This is a genomic window from Ruegeria sp. HKCCSA071, from assembly GCF_017872555.1.
Lineage (GTDB): Bacteria > Pseudomonadota > Alphaproteobacteria > Rhodobacterales > Rhodobacteraceae > Ruegeria.
This window is the reverse complement of the sequence record NZ_JAEDOX010000016.1, coordinates 1-19,811: the sequence shown is the minus strand read 5'-3', so window position 1 is coordinate 19,811 and position 19,811 is coordinate 1. Positions and strand designations below refer to the sequence as shown.

14 protein-coding genes are annotated in these 19,811 nt (G+C 58.6%); 12 read left to right on the top strand and 2 right to left on the bottom strand.

What is annotated here, in order from left to right; translation table 11 throughout:
• Positions 1 to 268: 268 nt before the first annotated feature.
• Complete coding sequence (locus tag I9188_RS18490) at positions 269 to 1,480, bottom strand: peptidoglycan-binding domain-containing protein (protein ID WP_209507779.1); 1,212 nt, start codon at positions 1,478 to 1,480, stop codon at positions 269 to 271.
• A gap of 447 nt (positions 1,481 to 1,927) precedes the next feature.
• Here I9188_RS18490 and rplK point away from each other — a divergent pair, with 447 nt between their 5' ends.
• Together rplK and rplA are read left to right on the top strand one after the other, a co-directional pair.
• The gene (gene rplK / locus I9188_RS18485) at positions 1,928 to 2,377 is read left to right on the top strand and encodes a 50S ribosomal protein L11 (protein WP_010440985.1); all 450 of its coding nucleotides are present in this window, start codon (positions 1,928 to 1,930) and stop codon (positions 2,375 to 2,377) included.
• A 1-nt stretch (position 2,378) separates the two neighbouring features.
• Positions 2,379 to 3,077, top strand: a complete 699-nt coding sequence (gene rplA / locus I9188_RS18480; protein WP_209507781.1) for a 50S ribosomal protein L1 — start codon at positions 2,379 to 2,381, stop codon at positions 3,075 to 3,077.
• Positions 3,078 to 3,134: 57 nt separating this feature from the next.
• Here rplA and I9188_RS18475 read toward each other — a convergent pair whose 3' ends face one another.
• On the bottom strand, positions 3,135 to 3,905 hold the full coding sequence (locus I9188_RS18475; RefSeq protein ID WP_209507783.1) for a class II glutamine amidotransferase: 771 nt from the start codon (positions 3,903 to 3,905) through the stop codon (positions 3,135 to 3,137).
• Positions 3,906 to 4,352: 447 nt separating this feature from the next.
• Here I9188_RS18475 and rplJ point away from each other — a divergent pair, with 447 nt between their 5' ends.
• The 10 genes from rplJ to I9188_RS18425 form a co-directional block, all read left to right on the top strand.
• Positions 4,353 to 4,871 carry a 50S ribosomal protein L10 gene (rplJ, locus tag I9188_RS18470; RefSeq protein WP_209507785.1) on the top strand — a complete coding sequence of 173 codons (519 nt, stop codon included), beginning with the start codon at positions 4,353 to 4,355 and terminating at the stop codon, positions 4,869 to 4,871.
• Between the two features lie 79 nt (positions 4,872 to 4,950).
• The gene (rplL, locus tag I9188_RS18465) at positions 4,951 to 5,328 is read left to right on the top strand and encodes a 50S ribosomal protein L7/L12 (RefSeq protein WP_209507787.1); all 378 of its coding nucleotides are present in this window, start codon (positions 4,951 to 4,953) and stop codon (positions 5,326 to 5,328) included.
• Positions 5,329 to 5,578: 250 nt separating this feature from the next.
• A complete protein-coding gene (rpoB, locus tag I9188_RS18460) occupies positions 5,579 to 9,715 on the top strand; it encodes a DNA-directed RNA polymerase subunit beta (protein WP_209507789.1) in 4,137 nt (1,378 codons plus the stop codon).
• Positions 9,716 to 9,821: 106 nt separating this feature from the next.
• On the top strand, positions 9,822 to 14,063 hold the full coding sequence (rpoC, locus tag I9188_RS18455; RefSeq protein ID WP_209507791.1) for a DNA-directed RNA polymerase subunit beta': 4,242 nt from the start codon (positions 9,822 to 9,824) through the stop codon (positions 14,061 to 14,063).
• Positions 14,064 to 14,273: 210 nt separating this feature from the next.
• Positions 14,274 to 15,053 (top strand): hypothetical protein, encoded by a 780-nt coding sequence (locus I9188_RS18450; protein ID WP_209507793.1) that lies wholly within the window; start codon positions 14,274 to 14,276, stop codon positions 15,051 to 15,053.
• A gap of 138 nt (positions 15,054 to 15,191) precedes the next feature.
• A complete protein-coding gene (locus I9188_RS18445; protein WP_209507795.1) occupies positions 15,192 to 16,061 on the top strand; it encodes a DMT family transporter in 870 nt (289 codons plus the stop codon).
• A 424-nt stretch (positions 16,062 to 16,485) separates the two neighbouring features.
• Positions 16,486 to 16,857 (top strand): 30S ribosomal protein S12, encoded by a 372-nt coding sequence (rpsL, locus tag I9188_RS18440; RefSeq protein WP_005621086.1) that lies wholly within the window; start codon positions 16,486 to 16,488, stop codon positions 16,855 to 16,857.
• A 15-nt stretch (positions 16,858 to 16,872) separates the two neighbouring features.
• Positions 16,873 to 17,343, top strand: a complete 471-nt coding sequence (gene rpsG / locus I9188_RS18435) for a 30S ribosomal protein S7 (RefSeq protein ID WP_039529242.1) — start codon at positions 16,873 to 16,875, stop codon at positions 17,341 to 17,343.
• 18 nt (positions 17,344 to 17,361) lie between these two features.
• The gene (fusA, locus tag I9188_RS18430; protein WP_209507797.1) at positions 17,362 to 19,479 is read left to right on the top strand and encodes an elongation factor G; all 2,118 of its coding nucleotides are present in this window, start codon (positions 17,362 to 17,364) and stop codon (positions 19,477 to 19,479) included.
• An 84-nt stretch (positions 19,480 to 19,563) separates the two neighbouring features.
• Positions 19,564 to 19,811, top strand: a 248-nt coding sequence (locus I9188_RS18425) for a GTP-binding protein (protein WP_245223756.1), incomplete at its 3' end; no start/stop codon positions are given.

Sequence of the window (19,811 nt, the reverse complement as noted above, 5' to 3'; positions counted from 1 at the left end):
CCGTGCGTCTTAAGCAATGTATGTCTTTGAAAACTTTTTGACTCTTGCTCCGTTACTGGCGCTCGGGTCTAATCAGGGCGCAAAACGTCTGTTGTGTAGCGCTTCGCCAGTCCCCTTCCAACGCCTTTAGGAGAATCATTCCGATTAGATGAGGCCCAGATCAAACTGTGCATTAATCAGATCAACAAGTTTCGCGCATATCCGAAAATACGCCGCAAAACTGTAGGCTCCGCGGCGCATTTTGATAAAGCGTTTACTGTTTGTGACTCTACTGCGACTGAACCATGGCTGCGCGCAAAAGCTGCGGGCGGTCGGTCTGGGACGGCAGGAAGACCGCCTGCGACCCGGCGTCCAGCGCCGAAAGGCTTGCATCATACCACTGCATCGCAAGGTCGCGGCGCGCTTGAACACCAAAACCTTCGCGCAGGTGGTGCCCGACCAGTTCTCCGTATGCGGGTTCACCCATGGCAACCAGCATCAGCGCAGACCCAACTGCGGTATCCATGTTGTCCTGACGGTATCCCATCGCAAGGCAGACCTTGCTGGTTGCGGCAAGATCAGCAGGGCTTAGACCCGAATCCAAGGCAAGCTTGCGCACCTGAGTTTCAGCTTCTGACTTCGAGTTGATAGACAGCGCGCCAACTTGCGGTGCCAACATGTCGCCATAGGCGGCGCACTGGGCTGCGACCTGATCGGGTGTAAGGCCCTGAATGTCCTGCATCAGTTCTTCACCCTGTGCCATCGCATAGCTGCGGGCAAGGCAGAACTGTTCACTGAGCGCAAAGTCAGGATCGGACATGTTCGACAGGGTCGTGTAGCCGCCATTGGTCGACGTTTGCAGCATGACCCCGCTGCACCGGTTGGCCAGCGAAGGACCTCCGGCACCACCGGAAAACAGGCTTGGTAGGCTGGCCGTTGATGCTTCGGTGGTCTCCGTCACGTCGTCGGCTTCCTGAGGTGTGATAACCGGGACGGCTGGCGCCGCGGCCTGAGGTGCCGCAGCCAAGGCGGAGCCGGTTTGCACCTGTTGCCGATAGGCCATCAAAAGCGGTTGACCCGAAAGCTGAGTCGTCGCCTGACCGCCGCTAGTCGCCCAGTAATAGGCCTGCATCAGAAAGTCATACTGGTAGGGCTGGAAATCATAGCCGTTCACAGGATAACCCATGGACGCCTGGTAACGTTCGATTGCCGACCGGGTCCCGTGCCCGACCTGGCCATCTACACGTCCGGCATTATAGCCGAAATAGTTGAGCGCCGTTTGCGTTTGTGCCCCTTGCGAGGTCGATGGAATGGTCGACCTGTAGGTCCGGGTTGTTGACCGCGACTTTTTCTTCTGCTGGTCCTTGCCGATTGCATATCCGACGACCCCACCTACGACAGCACCACCGATGAAGTCGCCCGCATCGGCCCGCGCTGTCTGGGGAACGGCTGCTGCAAAAGACAGTGCAGCGACGAGCATAGTTAATAAACGAATAATCATGACGAACCTCCGAACAAATATGTTTTCCCCGATTATAGCACAGCCACAGCATGGCGCGGTTATTTATGCGGCGCAAGGAACGAAGCCATAGCAGTCTGTCGGCCGGATGCCGGGTTCGATCCGGTTTTTTCAAGCAAATTAAACCCTTAATATGGCGCGAAACCTTGTGTTGCAGGCCGGCTGGTTTTTCCTGGGTTTGACCGGAAAGATGAGCAATTTAGCGCCCTGGCGCGTCAACGCCGGTGTTCATCGACGTGGAATTCGATTCGGTGATCCCGAATTGAAAGGCGGGCCACTTGCCAACCCCTTTGATCCCCTGTAAACGCCGCCTCTATCGTCTTCGGGCGAGATTCTCTCGTGGGAGGTTACCGGGGTCGCGATCCCGGGCCGGACCACGCAACATAATCCGGGTGAGACGCGTTTCACCTTAGTTGAAAGGAAAACCAAATGGCCAAGAAGCTTGCTGGTACAATGAAACTGCAGGTTCCTGCAGGTCAGGCGAACCCGTCGCCGCCAGTTGGTCCGGCGCTGGGTCAGCGCGGCATCAACATCATGGAATTCTGCAAGGCGTTCAACGCCAAAACCGCAGATATGGAGCCCGGCGCGCCGTGCCCGACCGTGATCACCTACTATCAGGACAAGTCCTTCACCATGGACATCAAGACGCCGCCCGCGTCTTACTACCTGAAAAAAGCGGCTGGTCTTAAGCCGGTCGGTAAGCGTAACCGCCCCCGCGGCGCGGAAAACCCAGGTCGCGAGACCGTGGCAACCGTGACCAGCAAGCAGGTTCGTGAAATCGCCGAAGCCAAAATGAAAGATCTGAACGCCAACGACGTCGAAGGCGCAATGCAGATCATCCTGGGCTCGGCCCGCTCCATGGGCATCGAGGTGAAGTAAGATGGCAAAACTCGGTAAACGTACCCGCGCTGCGCGCGAAGCTGTCGCTGGCAAGGAAAACCTGTCGGTGGACGAAGCTGTTGCCCTGGTCAAAGCCAATGCAACTTCGAAATTCGACGAGACCATCGAAATCGCGATGAACCTGGGCGTTGACACCCGTCACGCAGACCAGATGGTGCGCGGAGTTGTCGGCCTGCCGAACGGCACAGGCAAAGACATGCGCGTTGCTGTGTTCGCACGTGGCGCGAAGGCTGACGAAGCGAAAGAAGCAGGCGCGGATATCGTTGGCGCAGAAGACCTGATGGAAACCATTCAGGGCGGCACCATCGAATTCGATCGCTGCATTGCAACCCCGGACATGATGCCGATCGTCGGTCGTCTGGGTAAGGTTCTGGGCCCCCGCAACCTGATGCCGAACCCCAAGGTTGGCACCGTGACCATGGACGTAAAAGCAGCCGTGGAAGCAGCCAAAGGCGGTGAAGTTCAGTTCAAGGCGGAAAAAGGCGGCGTTGTGCATGCCGGTGTTGGCAAAGCGTCGTTTGACGAAGCCAAGCTGGTCGAAAACATTCGCGCCTTCGTCTCGGCTGTTGCCCGGGCCAAGCCGTCGGGTGCCAAAGGCACCTATATGAAGAAAATCGCGCTGAGCTCGACCATGGGCCCCGGCGTGACCGTTGATGTGGCAGAAGCTTCGGGCGAATAAGCCGGATCTTCGTCAAAGCAATGTTGCGGGCGGTCCAAACGGACCGCCCGTTTTCGTTTAGCTGAACGGCAACGCGGTGTGGCTGGCTGTATCGCCAGTCAGGGTGAAGAAGCTCCGGTCTTCAATGGGCGTCCATTTTCCTGTGCCCTTGTCCAGCGGCTCGGACGCAATGACCTTGCCGCCGTGGTCCAGACCTTCCCCGAAATACAGGGACGGGCTGCGCTGATCGCTGGAATACCGAAAGGCATACAGGTTCTGCCCATCCGAAAAGGCGACGGCCATGCGATCCGGTTGCGTCCGATGACCTCCAAGCGCATCGATCTGACGCAAAGTTGCGACAACAGCGTCCTGCGGCGCATCATCCAGCCCGTTGGCCAGCAGCAGCAGAAACAGAAGCTCAGAATCCGTCGACCCGCGCCGCGCCGCGTAAAGCTCGTCCGGCAGAGAGGATTCAAGCCGTCTGCGCAAACGCCCGAACTCGCCGATCTGACCATTGTGCATGAAGGACCATTTGCCAAATGTAAAAGGGTGGCAGTTCGCGCGCGACACTTCCCCGAACGTCGACGCGCGGACATGGGCCAGAAACAGCGAGGATTTTATCATCCTGCAAAGATCGACCAAATTGCCATCCGACCACGCGGGCAGGACATCCCTGTACAGGCCAGGGCGATCCTGATCCGCGTACCAGGCCATACCGAAGCCATCGCCATTGACGGCAAGTTTTGCCTCGGCGGCATGCTGGCTTTGCTCCAGCAAGGAATGCTGGGGCCGGATGACGATGTTTTCAAGCGGGATACTTGGTCCGCAATAGGCGGCAATTCTGCACATTTGTCTTGATTCTTCTTGTTTCTGAGAAAAATTGTCGGGTTATAGTCTTGAATTTGGAACAATGTCACGAACTATTTTGCGCTCAGCCCTGTAATTCGACCAACTCAATTGCTCGTCTCCGCACTTGATCTTGTGGTTCTGGTCGTCCCTTGCAGCGTTTGATTTATCCCAATTTACCTCTTGGAAACCCCGGCCATCTGTCCTAAGTAGACCTGCGGAATAAAGCGTGCGATTCGTCGTGCGCTTTATTTTGTTTCGTCCAAGACGGTGGGTGGTGCCATATGGCCCCTTAATTCCCTGCCTGAGACGGGTAAGACCAAAGAATTCTGAGGGTCCCACCCTCGGGCGAGTTTTGGCCAATCCCGTAACAACGGACCTGAACGCCGGGGCGCAAGCCGCGGCAAATATGAGCCGGGGTGAGATCTCACCCCTAACTTGGAGAGAACTGTGGATAGAGCCCAGAAAGAGAAAGTGGTCGAGGAACTCGGCCAAATCTTCGAAAGCTCTGGCGTCGTAGTGGTTGCCCACTACGCCGGTCTGACAGTTGCCGAGATGCAGGACCTTCGCGCACGTGCCCGTGACGCGGGTGGCTCCGTGCGTGTTGCCAAGAACAGGCTCGCCAAAATCGCCCTCGAGGGTAAGCCGTGTGCAAGCATGGCCGACCTGCTGACAGGGATGACCGTTCTGACCTATTCCGAGGACCCCGTGGCAGCAGCCAAGGTGGCCGAGGACTTCGCCAAGGATAACAAGAAATTTGAAATCCTCGGCGGTGCAATGGGCGAGAACGCTCTGGACCGCAAAGGCGTTGAAGCCGTTTCGAAAATGCCGTCTCGCGAGGAGCTTATTGCTTCGATCGTGGGCTGCATTGGCGCACCTGCTTCGAACATCGCCGGCGCGATTGGCGCACCTGCAAGCAATATCGCAAGCATCCTTTCCACCATCGAAGAGAAGGCGGAAGCTGCGTAAGCGGTTGGCACTGAATGATCTGCGTAGGGTACCTACCCTGACGTTGGAACACACATTGTAAACGGAAAGAGCTGATAAAATGGCTGATCTGAAAGCACTCGCAGAAAGCATCGTGGGTCTGACCCTGCTGGAAGCACAAGAACTGAAAACCATCCTCAAAGACGAATACGGCATCGAGCCCGCAGCTGGTGGCGCCGTAATGGTCGCAGCAGCTGGTGGCGACGCCGGTGGCGCAGCTGAGGAAGAAAAAACCGAATTCGACGTCGTTCTGAAGAACGCCGGCGCTTCGAAAATCAACGTGATCAAAGAAGTTCGCGGCATCACCGGTCTGGGCCTGAAAGAAGCCAAGGAACTGGTCGAAGCTGGCGGCAAGATCAAAGAAGGCGTGTCGAAAGACGAAGCCGAAGACGTCAAAGCCAAGCTGGAAGCAGCTGGCGCCGAAGTCGAGCTGGCCTAAGCCTGGTCTCAGGCGCATCGCTGATGCGCCGAAAATTTTGGCTGGATCCGGAGAAATCCGGGTCCAGCCGAACCTGTCTTAGAAAGGGCCTCACGGACTGGGGCGTTTTCTAAGACACGGTTTTCGGATCGGGAGGCCGCCTTCGGGACGGTGGCCACGAATTGATCCGGACGTGTTGTCTCGATTGTGCAAGATGCCGGGGCCCGACGGTGTCTTTGCCCGCTGAGAACATCGAAAGGTGACATCTGACATGGCTCAAACGTTCCTTGGCCAGAAACGTCTTCGTAAATATTACGGCAAAATCCGCGAAGTGCTGGAGATGCCGAACCTCATTGAGGTACAGAAATCTTCTTATGATCTTTTCCTGCGCTCCGGCGATGCAGATCAGCCCACAGACGGCGAAGGCATCAAAGGCGTGTTCCAGTCGGTTTTCCCGATCAAGGATTTCAACGAAACCTCTGTTTTGGAGTTCGTGAAATACGATCTGGAAAAACCCAAATACGACGTCGAAGAGTGCATGCAGCGCGACATGACCTACAGCGCACCGCTGAAGGTTACCCTGCGCCTGATCGTGTTCGATGTCGATGAGGACACTGGCGCGAAATCGGTAAAAGACATCAAGGAACAGGATGTCTTCATGGGCGACATGCCCCTGATGACCCCGAACGGCACCTTTGTCGTCAACGGCACCGAGCGCGTGATCGTTTCCCAGATGCACCGCTCGCCCGGTGTGTTCTTTGACCACGACAAGGGTAAAACCCATTCCTCGGGCAAGCTGCTGTTTGCCTGCCGCATCATCCCGTATCGCGGCAGCTGGCTGGACTTCGAGTTTGATGCCAAGGATATCGTGTTCGCCCGTATCGACCGCCGCCGTAAACTGCCTGTGACAACCCTGCTATATGCGCTGGGTCTGGATCAGGAAGCGATCATGGACGCGTATTACAAAACCGTGTCCTACAAGCTGGACAAGAAGAAGGGCTGGGTCACGCCGTTCTTCCCCGAGCGTGTTCGCGGCACCCGTCCGACCTATGACCTGATCGACGCGAAATCAGGTGAGGTAATTGCCGAGGCAGGCAAGAAAGTCACTCCGCGCGCGGTCAAGAAGCTGATCGACGAGGGCACCGTCACAGAACTGCTGGTTCCGTTCGATCACATCGTTGGCAAGTTTGTCGCCAAGGACATCATCAACGAAGAAAACGGCGCGATCTATGTCGAAGCCGGTGACGAACTGACGCTGGAATACGACAAGGATGGCGACCTGATCGGCGGTACCGCGAAGGAACTGATCGACGCGGGCATCACCGATATTCCGGTTCTCGACATCGACAACGTCAATGTCGGTCCCTACATGCGCAACACCATGGCGCAGGACAAGAACATGAACCGCGAAAGCGCGCTCATGGATATCTACCGCGTCATGCGTCCGGGTGAACCGCCCACCGTCGAGGCGGCGTCGGCCCTGTTCGACACCTTGTTCTTCGACAGTGAGCGGTATGACCTGTCCGCCGTTGGTCGCGTGAAGATGAACATGCGCCTGGCTCTGGACGCGCCGGATACCCTGCGCACCCTGCGCCGCGAAGACATCGTGGCCTGCGTCAAGGCTCTGGTTGAACTGCGCGACGGCAAAGGCGACGTGGACGATATCGACCACCTCGGCAACCGTCGTGTGCGTTCGGTCGGCGAACTGATGGAAAACCAGTACCGCGTCGGTCTGCTGCGTATGGAGCGCGCGATCAAAGAGCGTATGTCGTCGGTCGAGATCGACACTGTCATGCCGCAGGACCTGATCAACGCGAAACCCGCTGCTGCTGCTGTGCGCGAATTCTTCGGCTCGTCGCAGCTGTCGCAGTTCATGGACCAGACCAACCCGCTGTCGGAAGTCACCCACAAACGCCGTCTCTCGGCGCTTGGCCCCGGTGGTCTGACGCGTGAGCGTGCAGGCTTTGAGGTACGCGACGTGCACCCGACCCACTATGGCCGGATGTGCCCGATTGAAACGCCGGAAGGCCCGAACATTGGTCTGATCAACTCGCTGGCCACTTTCGCCCGCGTGAACAAGTATGGCTTCATCGAAACACCTTACCGCGTCGTCAAGGACGCCGAGGTGACCGATGAGGTTCACTACATGTCCGCGACCGAGGAAATGCGTCACACCGTGGCGCAGGCGAACGCGACGCTGGATAAGAACGGCAAGTTCATCAACGATCTGGTTTCGACCCGTCAGGCCGGTGACTACACGCTTGCCCCGCGCGAGAATGTGGACCTGATCGACGTGTCGCCAAAACAGCTGGTTTCGGTCGCGGCATCGCTGATCCCGTTCCTTGAAAATGACGACGCCAACCGCGCTCTGATGGGCTCGAACATGCAACGTCAGGCGGTTCCGCTGCTGCGGGCCGAGGCACCGCTGGTCGGGACGGGCATCGAGGAAAAGGTTGCGATCGACTCGGGCGCTGCGATTCAGGCGAAACGCGCCGGTATCATCGACCAGGTCGATGCCCAGCGTATCGTTATCCGCGCCACCGAAGATCTGGAACTGGGCGACGCCGGCGTTGACATCTATCGTCTGCGCAAATTCCAGCGGTCGAACCAGAACACCTGCATCAACCAGCGTCCGCTGATCAAGGTGGGTGACACCGTCCAGAAGGGCGAGGTCATTGCCGACGGTCCGTCGACCGATATGGGTGAACTGGCCCTTGGTAAGAACGTGGTCGTCGCGTTCATGCCGTGGAACGGTTACAACTACGAAGACTCGATCCTGATCTCGGAACGTATCGCGCGTGATGACGTCTTTACCTCGGTCCATATCGAGGAATTCGAAGTCGCCGCCCGTGACACCAAGCTGGGCCCGGAAGAGATCACCCGCGACATCCCGAACGTCGGTGAAGAAGCGCTGCGCAACCTCGACGAAGCGGGCATCGTTTACATCGGCGCGGATGTGGAGCCGGGCGATATTCTGGTCGGCAAGATCACTCCGAAGGGCGAAAGCCCGATGACCCCGGAAGAAAAGCTGCTGCGCGCCATCTTTGGTGAAAAAGCATCTGACGTGCGCGACACCTCGTTGCGCGTGAAGCCGGGTGATTACGGTACGGTCGTCGAGGTCCGCGTCTTCAACCGTCACGGCGTCGAGAAAGACGAGCGTGCGCTGCAGATCGAGCGTGAGGAAGTCGAACGTCTGGCCCGTGACCGGGACGACGAGCTGGCGATCCTTGACCGCAACATCTATGCGCGTCTGCAAGGTCTGATCCTGGGTAAAACCGCTGTCAAAGGCCCGAAAGGTGTCAAGGCAGGGTCGGTGATCACCGAGGATCTGCTGGACACCCTGACCCGTGGTCAATGGTGGCAGCTGGCACTGGAAGACGAGCAGGACGCACAGATCGTCGAGGCCCTGAACGAACAGTACGAAGTGCAAAAGCGTGCTCTGGACGCCCGTTTTGAAGACAAGGTCGAGAAAGTCCGCCGTGGCGACGACCTGCCGCCGGGTGTGATGAAGATGGTCAAAGTCTTCATCGCAGTGAAGCGCAAGTTGCAGCCGGGCGACAAGATGGCCGGTCGTCACGGCAACAAAGGTGTGATCTCCAAGGTTGTTCCGATGGAAGACATGCCGTTCCTGGCCGATGGGACCCCGGTTGACTTCTGTCTGAACCCGTTGGGTGTGCCTTCGCGTATGAACGTTGGTCAGATCCTTGAAACCCACATGGGTTGGGCCGCACGCGGTCTGGGTCTGAACATCGATGAAGCTCTGGGTGAGTACCGCCGTTCCGGCGACCTGACCCCGGTGCGCGAGGCGATGAAGCTGGCCTATGGCGAAGATGTCTACGAAGAAGGCATCACCGGCATGGACGAGGAAACGCTGGTCGAAGCAGCGGGCAACGTGACCCGCGGTGTTCCGATTGCAACCCCGGTCTTTGACGGTGCCAAAGAGGCTGACGTCAACGATGCGCTGGTGCGTGCGGGCTTCTCGGAAAGCGGTCAGTCGGTTCTGTTCGACGGTCGTACGGGTGAGCAATTCGCACGTCCGGTGACCGTGGGCATCAAGTACCTGCTGAAACTGCACCACCTTGTGGACGACAAGATCCACGCGCGTTCGACCGGGCCCTACAGCCTGGTCACCCAGCAGCCGCTGGGCGGTAAGGCGCAGTTCGGTGGTCAGCGCTTTGGTGAGATGGAAGTCTGGGCTCTGGAAGCTTACGGCGCCGCCTATACCCTGCAGGAGATGCTCACTGTGAAATCGGATGACGTCGCCGGCCGGACCAAGGTCTATGAGTCGATCGTCAAGGGCGAGGATAACTTTGAAGCGGGCGTACCGGAATCGTTCAACGTTCTGGTGAAAGAAGTCCGCGGCCTCGGTCTGAATATGGAACTCCTGGATGCGGAGGTCGATGAGTGACGAAGGGATGCCGGGCTAAAGCCCGGCCTACCATCTGATCCGGCGTAGGCCGGGCTTCAGCCCGGCACTGCGTGACCCCCGCACCCTCTAACTCTGAGGTAAAGAGATGAACCAGGAAATCACCAACAACCCGTTCAACCCGCTGACGCCCCCGAAGGTGTTTGACGAGATCAAGGTCTCGTTGGCGTCGCCCGAGCGGATTCTGTCTTGGTCCTATGGCGAGATCAAGAAACCCGAAACCATCAACTACCGGACGTTCAAGCCTGAACGTGACGGCCTGTTCTGCGCGCGTATCTTTGGCCCGATCAAAGATTATGAATGTCTGTGCGGCAAATATAAGCGGATGAAGTATCGCGGCGTTGTCTGCGAGAAATGCGGCGTGGAAGTCACCCTGCAGAAAGTCCGCCGCGAGCGCATGGGCCATATCGAACTGGCCGCGCCCGTCGCACATATCTGGTTCCTGAAATCGCTGCCGTCCCGCATCGGTCTGATGCTGGACATGACGCTGCGCGATCTGGAACGCGTTCTGTACTTTGAAAACTATGTTGTCATTGAGCCCGGTCTAACTGACCTGACCTACGGCCAGATGCTGACCGAAGAAGAGTACATGGATGCGCAGGATGCCTATGGCATGGACGCGTTCACCGCCAATATCGGTGCCGAAGCCATCCGTGAGATGCTGGCCCAGATCGATCTGGAAGCCGAAGCCGAGCAGCTGCGCGCTGATCTGGCCGAAGCAACTGGCGAGTTGAAGCCCAAGAAGATCATCAAGCGTCTGAAGGTTGTTGAATCCTTCCTCGAGTCGGGCAACCGTCCCGAATGGATGGTCATGACCGTGATCCCGGTCATCCCGCCGGAACTGCGCCCGCTGGTTCCGCTGGATGGTGGCCGTTTCGCGACCTCGGATCTGAACGATCTGTATCGCCGCGTCATCAACCGGAACAACCGTCTGAAGCGTCTGATCGAACTGCGTGCGCCCGACATCATCGTCCGCAACGAAAAGCGGATGCTGCAGGAATCCGTGGACGCTCTGTTTGACAACGGCCGTCGTGGCCGCGTGATCACCGGCGCCAACAAGCGTCCGCTGAAATCGCTGTCGGACATGCTGAAGGGTAAGCAGGGTCGCTTCCGTCAGAACCTTCTGGGGAAACGCGTCGACTTCTCGGGCCGTTCGGTCATCGTGACCGGTCCGGAACTCAAGCTGCACCAGTGTGGTCTGCCCAAGAAGATGGCGCTGGAACTGTTCAAGCCGTTCATCTACTCGCGCCTTGAAGCCAAAGGTCTGTCTTCGACCGTGAAACAGGCGAAGAAACTGGTCGAGAAAGAACGTCCCGAAGTGTGGGATATCCTCGACGAAGTGATCCGCGAACACCCTGTCATGCTGAACCGTGCGCCGACGCTGCACCGTCTTGGCATTCAGGCGTTCGAACCGGTCCTGATCGAAGGCAAGGCGATCCAGCTGCACCCGCTGGTCTGTTCGGCCTTCAACGCCGACTTTGACGGCGACCAGATGGCCGTTCACGTGCCGCTGAGCCTTGAGGCACAGCTGGAAGCCCGCGTTCTGATGATGTCGACAAACAACGTTCTGTCGCCTGCAAACGGCGCGCCGATCATCGTTCCGTCGCAGGATATGATCTTGGGTCTCTACTACGTGACCCTGGAACGTGAAGGCATGCCGGGCGAAGGTAAGGTCTTTGGCTCGATCGAAGAAGTTCAGCACGCGCTGGACGCGGGTGAGGTGCATCTGCACTCGAAAATCACCGCGCGGATCACGCAGATCGACGAAGAAGGCAACGAAGTTCAGAAGCGCTTTGAGACCACTCCGGGCCGTCTGCGTCTGGGTGCGTTGCTGCCGATGAACAACAAGGCGCCGTTCGATCTGGTCAACCGCCTGCTGCGGAAGAAAGAAGTGCAGCAGGTGATCGACACTGTCTACCGCTACTGCGGTCAGAAAGAGTCGGTTATTTTCTGTGACCAGATCATGTCGATGGGCTTCAAGGAGGCCTTCAGGGCCGGTATCTCGTTCGGCAAGGACGACATGGTCATCCCGAACGACAAGTGGGGCATCGTCGATGACACTCGCGACCAGGTGAAAGACTTTGAACAGCAGTACATGGACGGCCTGATCACTCAGGGCGAAAAGTACAACAAGGTTGTCGATGCCTGGTCGAAGTGTAACGACCGCGTCACCGAGGCGATGATGAACACCATCTCGGCTTCCGCGCGTGACGAGAATGGCGCCGAGCAGGAACCGAACTCGGTCTACATGATGGCCCACTCCGGTGCGCGGGGCTCGGTCACTCAGATGAAACAGCTGGGCGGTATGCGCGGCCTGATGGCCAAGCCGAACGGTGACATCATCGAGACACCGATCATCTCGAACTTCAAGGAAGGTCTGACCGTTCTTGAATACTTCAACTCGACCCACGGTGCCCGTAAGGGTCTGTCGGATACCGCTCTGAAAACCGCGAACTCGGGTTACCTGACCCGTCGTCTGGTGGACGTGGCGCAGGACTGCATCGTTCGCGAGATCGACTGCGGCACCGAACGCGCGATCACGGCCGAAGCTGCGGTGAACGATGGTGAGGTTGTCGCCTCGCTGGCCGAGCGTATTCTGGGCCGTGTGGCCGCCGATGACATCCTGCGTCCGGGCACGGACGAGGTGATCGTGGCCGCAGGTCAGCTGATCGACGAACGGATGGCAGACACCATCGACGAAGCGGGCGTTCAGTCGACCCGCATCCGCTCGCCCCTGACCTGCGAGTCCGAGGAAGGCGTCTGTGCCACCTGCTACGGCCGTGACCTTGCTCGTGGTACCATGGTGAACACAGGTGAAGCTGTCGGCATCATCGCCGCCCAGTCCATCGGTGAACCCGGTACACAGCTGACGATGCGGACCTTCCACATCGGTGGTGTTGCGCAAGGTGGTCAGCAGTCGTTCCAGGAAGCCAGCCAGGCTGGTGTCGTATCCTTCGAGAACCCGCAGATCCTAGTCAATGCCGCAGGCGAAAGCCTCGTCATGGGCCGCAACATGAAGCTGGTGATCAAGGACGATCACGGCGAAGAGCGCGCCAGCCACAAGCTGGGCTATGGCTCCAAGCTGTTCGTCAAGGAAGGCACCAAGGTGGCCCGCGGCGACAAGCTGTTCGAATGGGATCCCTACACCCTGCCGATCATCGCCGAGAAAGCCGGTACCACCAAATACGTCGATCTGGTTTCGGGCCTTGCCGTCCGTGACGAGACCGACGAAGCAACCGGCATGACCCAGAAGATCGTGATCGACTGGCGCGCCGCCCCCCGTGGCAGCGACCTCAAGCCCGAGATCATTCTGGTCGGTGACGATGGCGAACCGGTCCGCAACGATGCGGGCAACCCGGTTCACTATCCGATGTCGGTGGATGCGATCCTGTCGGTCGAAGATGGCCAGAAGATCGAAGCCGGTGACGTTGTTGCGCGTATTCCGCGTGAAGGTGCCAAGACCAAGGACATCACCGGTGGTCTGCCGCGTGTGGCCGAACTGTTCGAAGCCCGCCGTCCGAAAGATCACGCGATCATCGCAGAAGCCGATGGTTACGTGCGCTTTGGCCGCGACTACAAGAACAAGCGCCGCATCAGCATCGAACCGGCTGACGAGTCTCTGGAACCCATCGAATACATGGTACCAAAGGGCAAGCACATCCCTGTTGTCGAAGGCGACTTCGTACAGAAGGGCGACTACATCATGGACGGTAACCCGGCCCCGCATGACATCCTGTCCATCATGGGTGTCGAGGCGCTGGCGAACTACATGATCGACGAAGTGCAGGATGTGTATCGTCTGCAAGGCGTGAAAATCAACGACAAGCACATCGAGGTCATCGTGCGCCAGATGCTGCAGAAGTGGGAGATCCTGGATTCAGGCGACACCACCCTGCTGAAAGGCGAACATGTCGACAAGCAGGAGTTCGACGCAGCCAACGAAAAGACCATCGCCCGCGGTGGTCGTCCGGCACAGGGCGAGCCGATCCTCTTGGGGATCACCAAAGCTTCGTTGCAGACGCGATCGTTCATCTCGGCGGCGTCGTTCCAGGAAACCACCCGCGTACTGACCGAAGCGTCCGTGCAGGGCAAAAAGGACAAGCTGGTTGGCCTGAAAGAGAACGTCATCGTTGGTCGCCTGATTCCCGCCGGTACCGGTGGGGCCACACAGGCCGTCCGCCACATCGCGCAGTCGCGCGACAATGTGGTGATCGAAGCCCGCCGGGAAGAGGCCGAAGCGGCCGCTGCCCTGGCTGCGCCGATCATGGATGACGATCTGGTCGGGGATGAACTGGATGTTCTGGTGGAAACACCCGAAAGCCGCGAGTAATCGCCCGATTGACAAGTTAAGGAAGGCCCCGCGATTTCGCGGGGCCTTTCGTTTTTGCAGGGCTGAAACGCGCACCACGCTTAAGGCGGTTCCAGACCACTGGAATATCGCGCTTGTCGTATGAGACCCGCAATAACAGCAGGGTTTTTCTGATTTAGCCTAAACTGTGCTACCATCTGCCTTGAATTCAAACAGGTAACGGGGGGGATGATGAGAGCTGTCACAAAGCTGTCGCGCGTGTTTTCGGTTTTCGGTCTGGGCCTGATGGCCGCCTGCACGGATTATGCCTATGTGGGGATGCCACCGGGCCAGCCATCGCGTGAGATCGTGATCCCGAACGGCACGACGCGCCTGATCCCGGTATCCGGCTCGATCGTCGGGCTGGCTTATGATGAGCCGCGACGGCGGATCTTCCTGCGCAATCTTCCCGGCACCCAACTACAGGAGTTGGACCGAAATGGCCGTGTCCTGCGTACCTTTGCGGCACAGCGGGTTCCGGCCGGATGCGGTGGCATCACACCTGACGAGTTTCCTATAAAGGAATGCGGGCTGGCCATTCGGGGCAGCGACGGGCATCTGTTCCTCGACCATCCGAACGGGGTGATGATCGCGGAACTGACCCGCGACGGGCAATTTGTGCGCAACATCACCCTCAGCCAGCCACAGGGGCCGATTGGTGGGCTGGCCTTTGATGAAACGACCGGCACGCTTTATGTGCTGTTCATCCGCAATCGCCTGATCGCCGAGGTGGATTTGAACGGCACGGTCCTAAGGACAATCCGGGCGACCAATCCTTCGGTCGGCGCAGCGGTGCAGATCGAACGCTTTGGCCTTGGCATCAATTCCAAACGCCGCGAGCTTTATGTCGCCCTTCAGAACGGCAACCAGCTTGGCGTTCTGGACATGTCCGGCGGGTTGATCGCAACGCACACACTCAGCGCCGGGGTGGCTGTGGAAGGGATCGGGGGCGGTCGGGTATCCGGTCTTTGAAACAGGCTCAGCGGGTGGTTTCGACACGCTCTGCACGCGTCGGAACGCAATTCTTGCGCTGATCTGATTTGATGCGTTGACAGGCAGCCGTCCGATTGGGCCAATGGCCCGATCACTCTGCGCAGGGCCAAATCTGACATGAACCCAAACACCAAAGGTGCCTTGCTGATGATGGGCAGCATGGCAGCCTTCACCCTGAACGACACTATGGTCAAGGTCGCGCTTCGGGATCTGCCATTGTTCCAACTGGTGGCCATGCGGGGCGTTCTGGCCGTTTTCCTTGTCTATGGTCTTGCCCGCTATCTGGGGGCGCTGCACCTCAATTTCTCAAACCACGACCGGTTGCTGGTTGCGCTGCGCAGTCTGGCCGAACTGTCGGCTACCTTCTTTTTCCTGACAGCGCTCAAGAACATGCCGCTTGCCAATGTGACGGCCATTCTGCAGGCGCTGCCTCTGACCGTGACGCTGGGCGCGGCACTGGTCTTTTCCGAACAGGTCGGCTGGCGGCGCATATTGGCGATTGCCATTGGTTTTGGCGGCATGGTTCTGATCGTCAGGCCCGGACCTGACGGCTTCAGCCTGTATTCCATCTACGCGCTGATTGCAGTGGCTTCGATCACGGTTCGCGATCTGGTGACGCGACGCATGTCGCCCCAGGTTCCGTCAATGGTGGTGACACTGGCGACGTCTCTTTCCATCACGGTGGCCGCGGCCATCGCATCGGTGTTCGAAGGATGGGTTCCGGTTTCCGGCGCTGCGGGTTCTCTGGTTGCGGCGGCGGCCGTGTTCGTCCTGATGGGCTATCTGTTCAGCGTCATGGTCATGCGTCAGGGCGATGTCGGGTTCATCGCGCCGTTTCGCTATTCCAGCCTGATCTGGGCCCTGGGGCTGGGTTGGGCCGTATTCGATGAATGGCCCGACGGTCTGACCATGCTGGGTGCGACACTGATTGTGGCCGCCGGACTGTTTACGCTGTTCCGGGAACGCGCGCGTCGGGAAGCGGCGTGAACCTGCGTGACAAAGCTCTGAACACTGGTTATCCGAAGGCGAAACCCAGCCTCCTGTTGCGGGCTTGGTACTTCCGGTGCAGGGCGGTTATATGAACCCGGTAAAGCCCGCGCACCCACTTCGGCACGGCCCGGATCAGCCTATTGCCGGGCAACCGGTATCGTGCTGTTGACACTCGGGCCGACTCCCCCTATTACGCGCGTCATCTCGGTGCCGGGGGCCGCCCCATAGCCGATTCCAGTAATGAGCTGGTCAAGGCCCGGACAATTTTGCAGTTCGCGCCCTCTGAGAAACAACCGCGACGTTCACCTCGGAATGGGAACGCTCGTGGGTTTTGCGCTTGTGGACGCATAAGCGCAGCGAAGTTAGCCGCACGCAGCCCGCGTGCATGTCATGTGTGTTGCAAAACGGGGAAGAAACCGGAATGCCAACTATTCAACAGCTGATCCGCAAACCGCGGCAGCCCAAAGTAAAACGCTCGAAGTCCATGCACCTGGAGCAGTGCCCGCAGAAACGCGGCGTCTGCACACGTGTTTACACCACCACACCGAAGAAACCGAACTCGGCTATGCGTAAGGTTGCCAAGGTGCGCCTGACCAACGGGTTCGAGGTCATCTCGTACATCCCCGGTGAAAGCCACAACCTTCAGGAACACTCGGTTGTTCTGATCCGTGGCGGCCGTGTGAAAGACCTTCCCGGTGTGCGTTACCACATCCTGCGCGGTGTTCTGGATACTCAGGGCGTCAAAGACCGTAAGCAACGCCGTTCGAAATACGGCGCGAAGCGTCCCAAGTAAGAAGGAGAGGCTGATATGTCACGTCGTCACGCCGCCGAAAAACGCGAAGTCCTGCCTGACGCCAAGTTTGGCGATAAGGTTCTGACCAAATTCATGAACAACCTGATGATCGACGGCAAGAAGTCGGTCGCCGAGCGCATCGTCTACAACGCCTTTGACCGCGTTGAGAACAAGATCAAGCGCGCGCCCGTCGAAGTGTTTCACGAAGCACTCGACAACATCAAACCGTCGGTCGAGGTTCGCTCGCGCCGGGTTGGTGGTGCAACCTATCAGGTTCCGGTCGAAGTCCGCCCCGAGCGCCGCGAAGCACTGGCCATCCGCTGGCTGATCACCGCTGCGCGCGGCCGCAACGAAAACACCATGGAAGAACGCCTCGCCGGTGAACTGCTGGACGCTGTACAGTCCCGCGGTACCGCCGTGAAGAAGCGCGAAGACACCCACAAAATGGCCGAGGCGAACAAAGCCTTCAGCCATTACCGTTGGTAATCCCAGAGGCTTATCCAAATGGCACGCGAATATCCGCTCGAACTATACCGTAACTTCGGTATCATGGCGCACATCGACGCAGGTAAGACCACCTGCTCGGAGCGTATCCTGTATTACACTGGTAAATCCCACAACATCGGTGAGGTGCACGATGGTGCAGCCACCATGGACTGGATGGAGCAGGAGCAGGAACGCGGCATCACCATCACTTCGGCTGCGACCACCACTTTCTGGGAACGCACCGAAGACGGTCAGACCGCCGATACCCCTAAACACCGCCTGAACATCATCGACACCCCCGGCCACGTTGACTTCACCATCGAAGTTGAACGCTCGCTGGCGGTTCTCGACGGTGCCGTCTGCGTTCTCGACGCAAACGCCGGTGTTGAACCCCAGACCGAAACCGTGTGGCGTCAGGCTGACCGCTACAAGGTTCCGCGCATGGTTTTCGTCAACAAGATGGACAAGATCGGCGCAGATTTCTTCAACTGCGTTCGCATGATCGAAGACCGCACCGGCGCACGCGCTGTTCCGGTTGGTATTCCGATCGGTGCTGAAACCGAGCTGGAAGGCCTGGTTGATCTGGTCACCATGGAAGAGTGGCTGTGGCAGGGTGAAGACCTTGGTGCAAGCTGGGTCAAAGCTCCGATCCGTGACAGCCTGAAAGACATGGCTGACGAATGGCGCGGCAAGATGATCGAAGCGGCCGTCGAAGAAGACGACGACGCGATGATGGCCTATCTGGAAGGCGAAGAGCCCGACGTTCCGACTCTGCGCAAACTGCTGCGCAAAGGCACGCTGGCGCTGCATTTCGTTCCGGTTCTGGGTGGCTCTGCGTTCAAGAACAAAGGCGTTCAGCCGCTGCTCAACGCTGTGATCGACTATCTGCCCAGCCCGCTGGACGTTGTCGATTACATGGGCTTCAAACCCGGCGACGAGGAAGAAGTTCGTAACATCGCACGTCGTGCCGATGACGGCATGGCCTTCTCGGGTCTGGCGTTCAAAATCATGAACGACCCCTTCGTCGGTTCGCTGACCTTCACCCGGATCTACTCGGGCACCATGAACAAGGGCGACTCGATCCTGAACTCGACCAAAGGCAAGAAAGAGCGCATCGGTCGTATGATGATGATGCACTCCAACAACCGGGAAGAGATCGAAGAAGCGTTTGCAGGCGACATCATCGCGCTGGCGGGTCTGAAAGACACCACCACCGGTGACACCCTCTGCGATGCCAAGGATCCGGTGGTTCTGGAAACCATGACCTTCCCCGATCCGGTGATCGAGATCGCGGTCGAGCCCAAAACCAAGGGCGACCAGGAAAAGATGTCTCAGGGTCTGGCCCGTCTGGCCGCCGAAGACCCGTCCTTCCGCGTGGAAACCGACCTGGAATCGGGTCAGACCATCATGAAGGGCATGGGCGAACTTCACCTGGACATCCTGGTGGACCGTCTCAAGCGCGAGTTCAAGGTCGAGGCCAACATCGGCGCGCCTCAGGTGGCTTATCGTGAAACCATCTCGATGCCGGTCGAACACACCTACACCCACAAGAAACAGTCGGGTGGTTCGGGTCAGTTCGCCGAAGTCAAGCTGGAGATCCAGCCCACCGAGGCAGGCGAAGGTTACTCGTTCGAAAGCCGCATCGTTGGTGGTGCCGTTCCGAAGGAATACATCCCCGGTGTTGAAAAAGGCATCAACTCGGTCATGGACAGCGGCCCTCTGGCTGGCTTCCCGGTGATCGACTTCAAGGTTGCCCTGCTGGACGGTAAGTTCCACGACGTTGACTCGAGCGTTCTGGCGTTCGAAATCGCGGCCCGTATGTGTATGCGTGAGGGCATGCGCAAAGCTGGCGCGAAGCTGCTGGAACCGATCATGAAGGTCGAAGTGATCACCCCGGAAGAATACACCGGCGGTATCATCGGTGACCTGACCTCGCGTCGGGGCCAGGTATCGGGTCAGGAACCGCGCGGCAACGCGATCGCGATCGATGCGTTTGTGCCGCTGGCGAACATGTTCGGCTACATCAACACCCTGCGTTCGATGTCGTCGGGCCGCGCCCAGTTCACCATGCAGTTCGACCACTACGATCCGGTTCCGCAGAACATCTCGGACGAGATCCAGGCGAAATACGCATAAAGCAGTGGGCCGGGCTGAAGCCCGGCCTACCGCACACCCGTAGGCCGGGCTTCAGCCCGGCACCCGCAAATTAAGGAGGCCATCATGGCAAAGGAAAAGTTTGAGCGTACAAAACCGCACGTCAACATCGGCACGATTGGGCACGTTGACCACGGCAAGACGACGCTGACCGCAGCAATCACCAAGTATTTCGGTGACTTCAAGGCGTATGACCAGATTGACGGCGCGCCGGAAGAGAAAGCCCGCGGCATCACTATCTCGACCGCGCACGTGGAATACGAGACCGACGCGCGCCACTATGCGCATGTCGACTGCCCCGGCCACGCCGACTA

Coding starts and splice junctions, on each gene's coding strand:
- I9188_RS18490 (WP_209507779.1), bottom strand. CDS start 1,480: ATGATTATTCGTTTATTAACTATGCTCGTCGCTGCACTGTCTTTTGCA.
- rplK (WP_010440985.1), top strand. CDS start 1,928: ATGGCCAAGAAGCTTGCTGGTACAATGAAACTGCAGGTTCCTGCAGGT.
- rplA (WP_209507781.1), top strand. CDS start 2,379: ATGGCAAAACTCGGTAAACGTACCCGCGCTGCGCGCGAAGCTGTCGCT.
- I9188_RS18475 (WP_209507783.1), bottom strand. CDS start 3,905: ATGTGCAGAATTGCCGCCTATTGCGGACCAAGTATCCCGCTTGAAAAC.
- rplL (WP_209507787.1), top strand. CDS start 4,951: ATGGCTGATCTGAAAGCACTCGCAGAAAGCATCGTGGGTCTGACCCTG.
- rpoB (WP_209507789.1), top strand. CDS start 5,579: ATGGCTCAAACGTTCCTTGGCCAGAAACGTCTTCGTAAATATTACGGC.
- rpoC (WP_209507791.1), top strand. CDS start 9,822: ATGAACCAGGAAATCACCAACAACCCGTTCAACCCGCTGACGCCCCCG.
- I9188_RS18450 (WP_209507793.1), top strand. CDS start 14,274: ATGAGAGCTGTCACAAAGCTGTCGCGCGTGTTTTCGGTTTTCGGTCTG.
- I9188_RS18445 (WP_209507795.1), top strand. CDS start 15,192: ATGAACCCAAACACCAAAGGTGCCTTGCTGATGATGGGCAGCATGGCA.
- rpsL (WP_005621086.1), top strand. CDS start 16,486: ATGCCAACTATTCAACAGCTGATCCGCAAACCGCGGCAGCCCAAAGTA.
- rpsG (WP_039529242.1), top strand. CDS start 16,873: ATGTCACGTCGTCACGCCGCCGAAAAACGCGAAGTCCTGCCTGACGCC.
- fusA (WP_209507797.1), top strand. CDS start 17,362: ATGGCACGCGAATATCCGCTCGAACTATACCGTAACTTCGGTATCATG.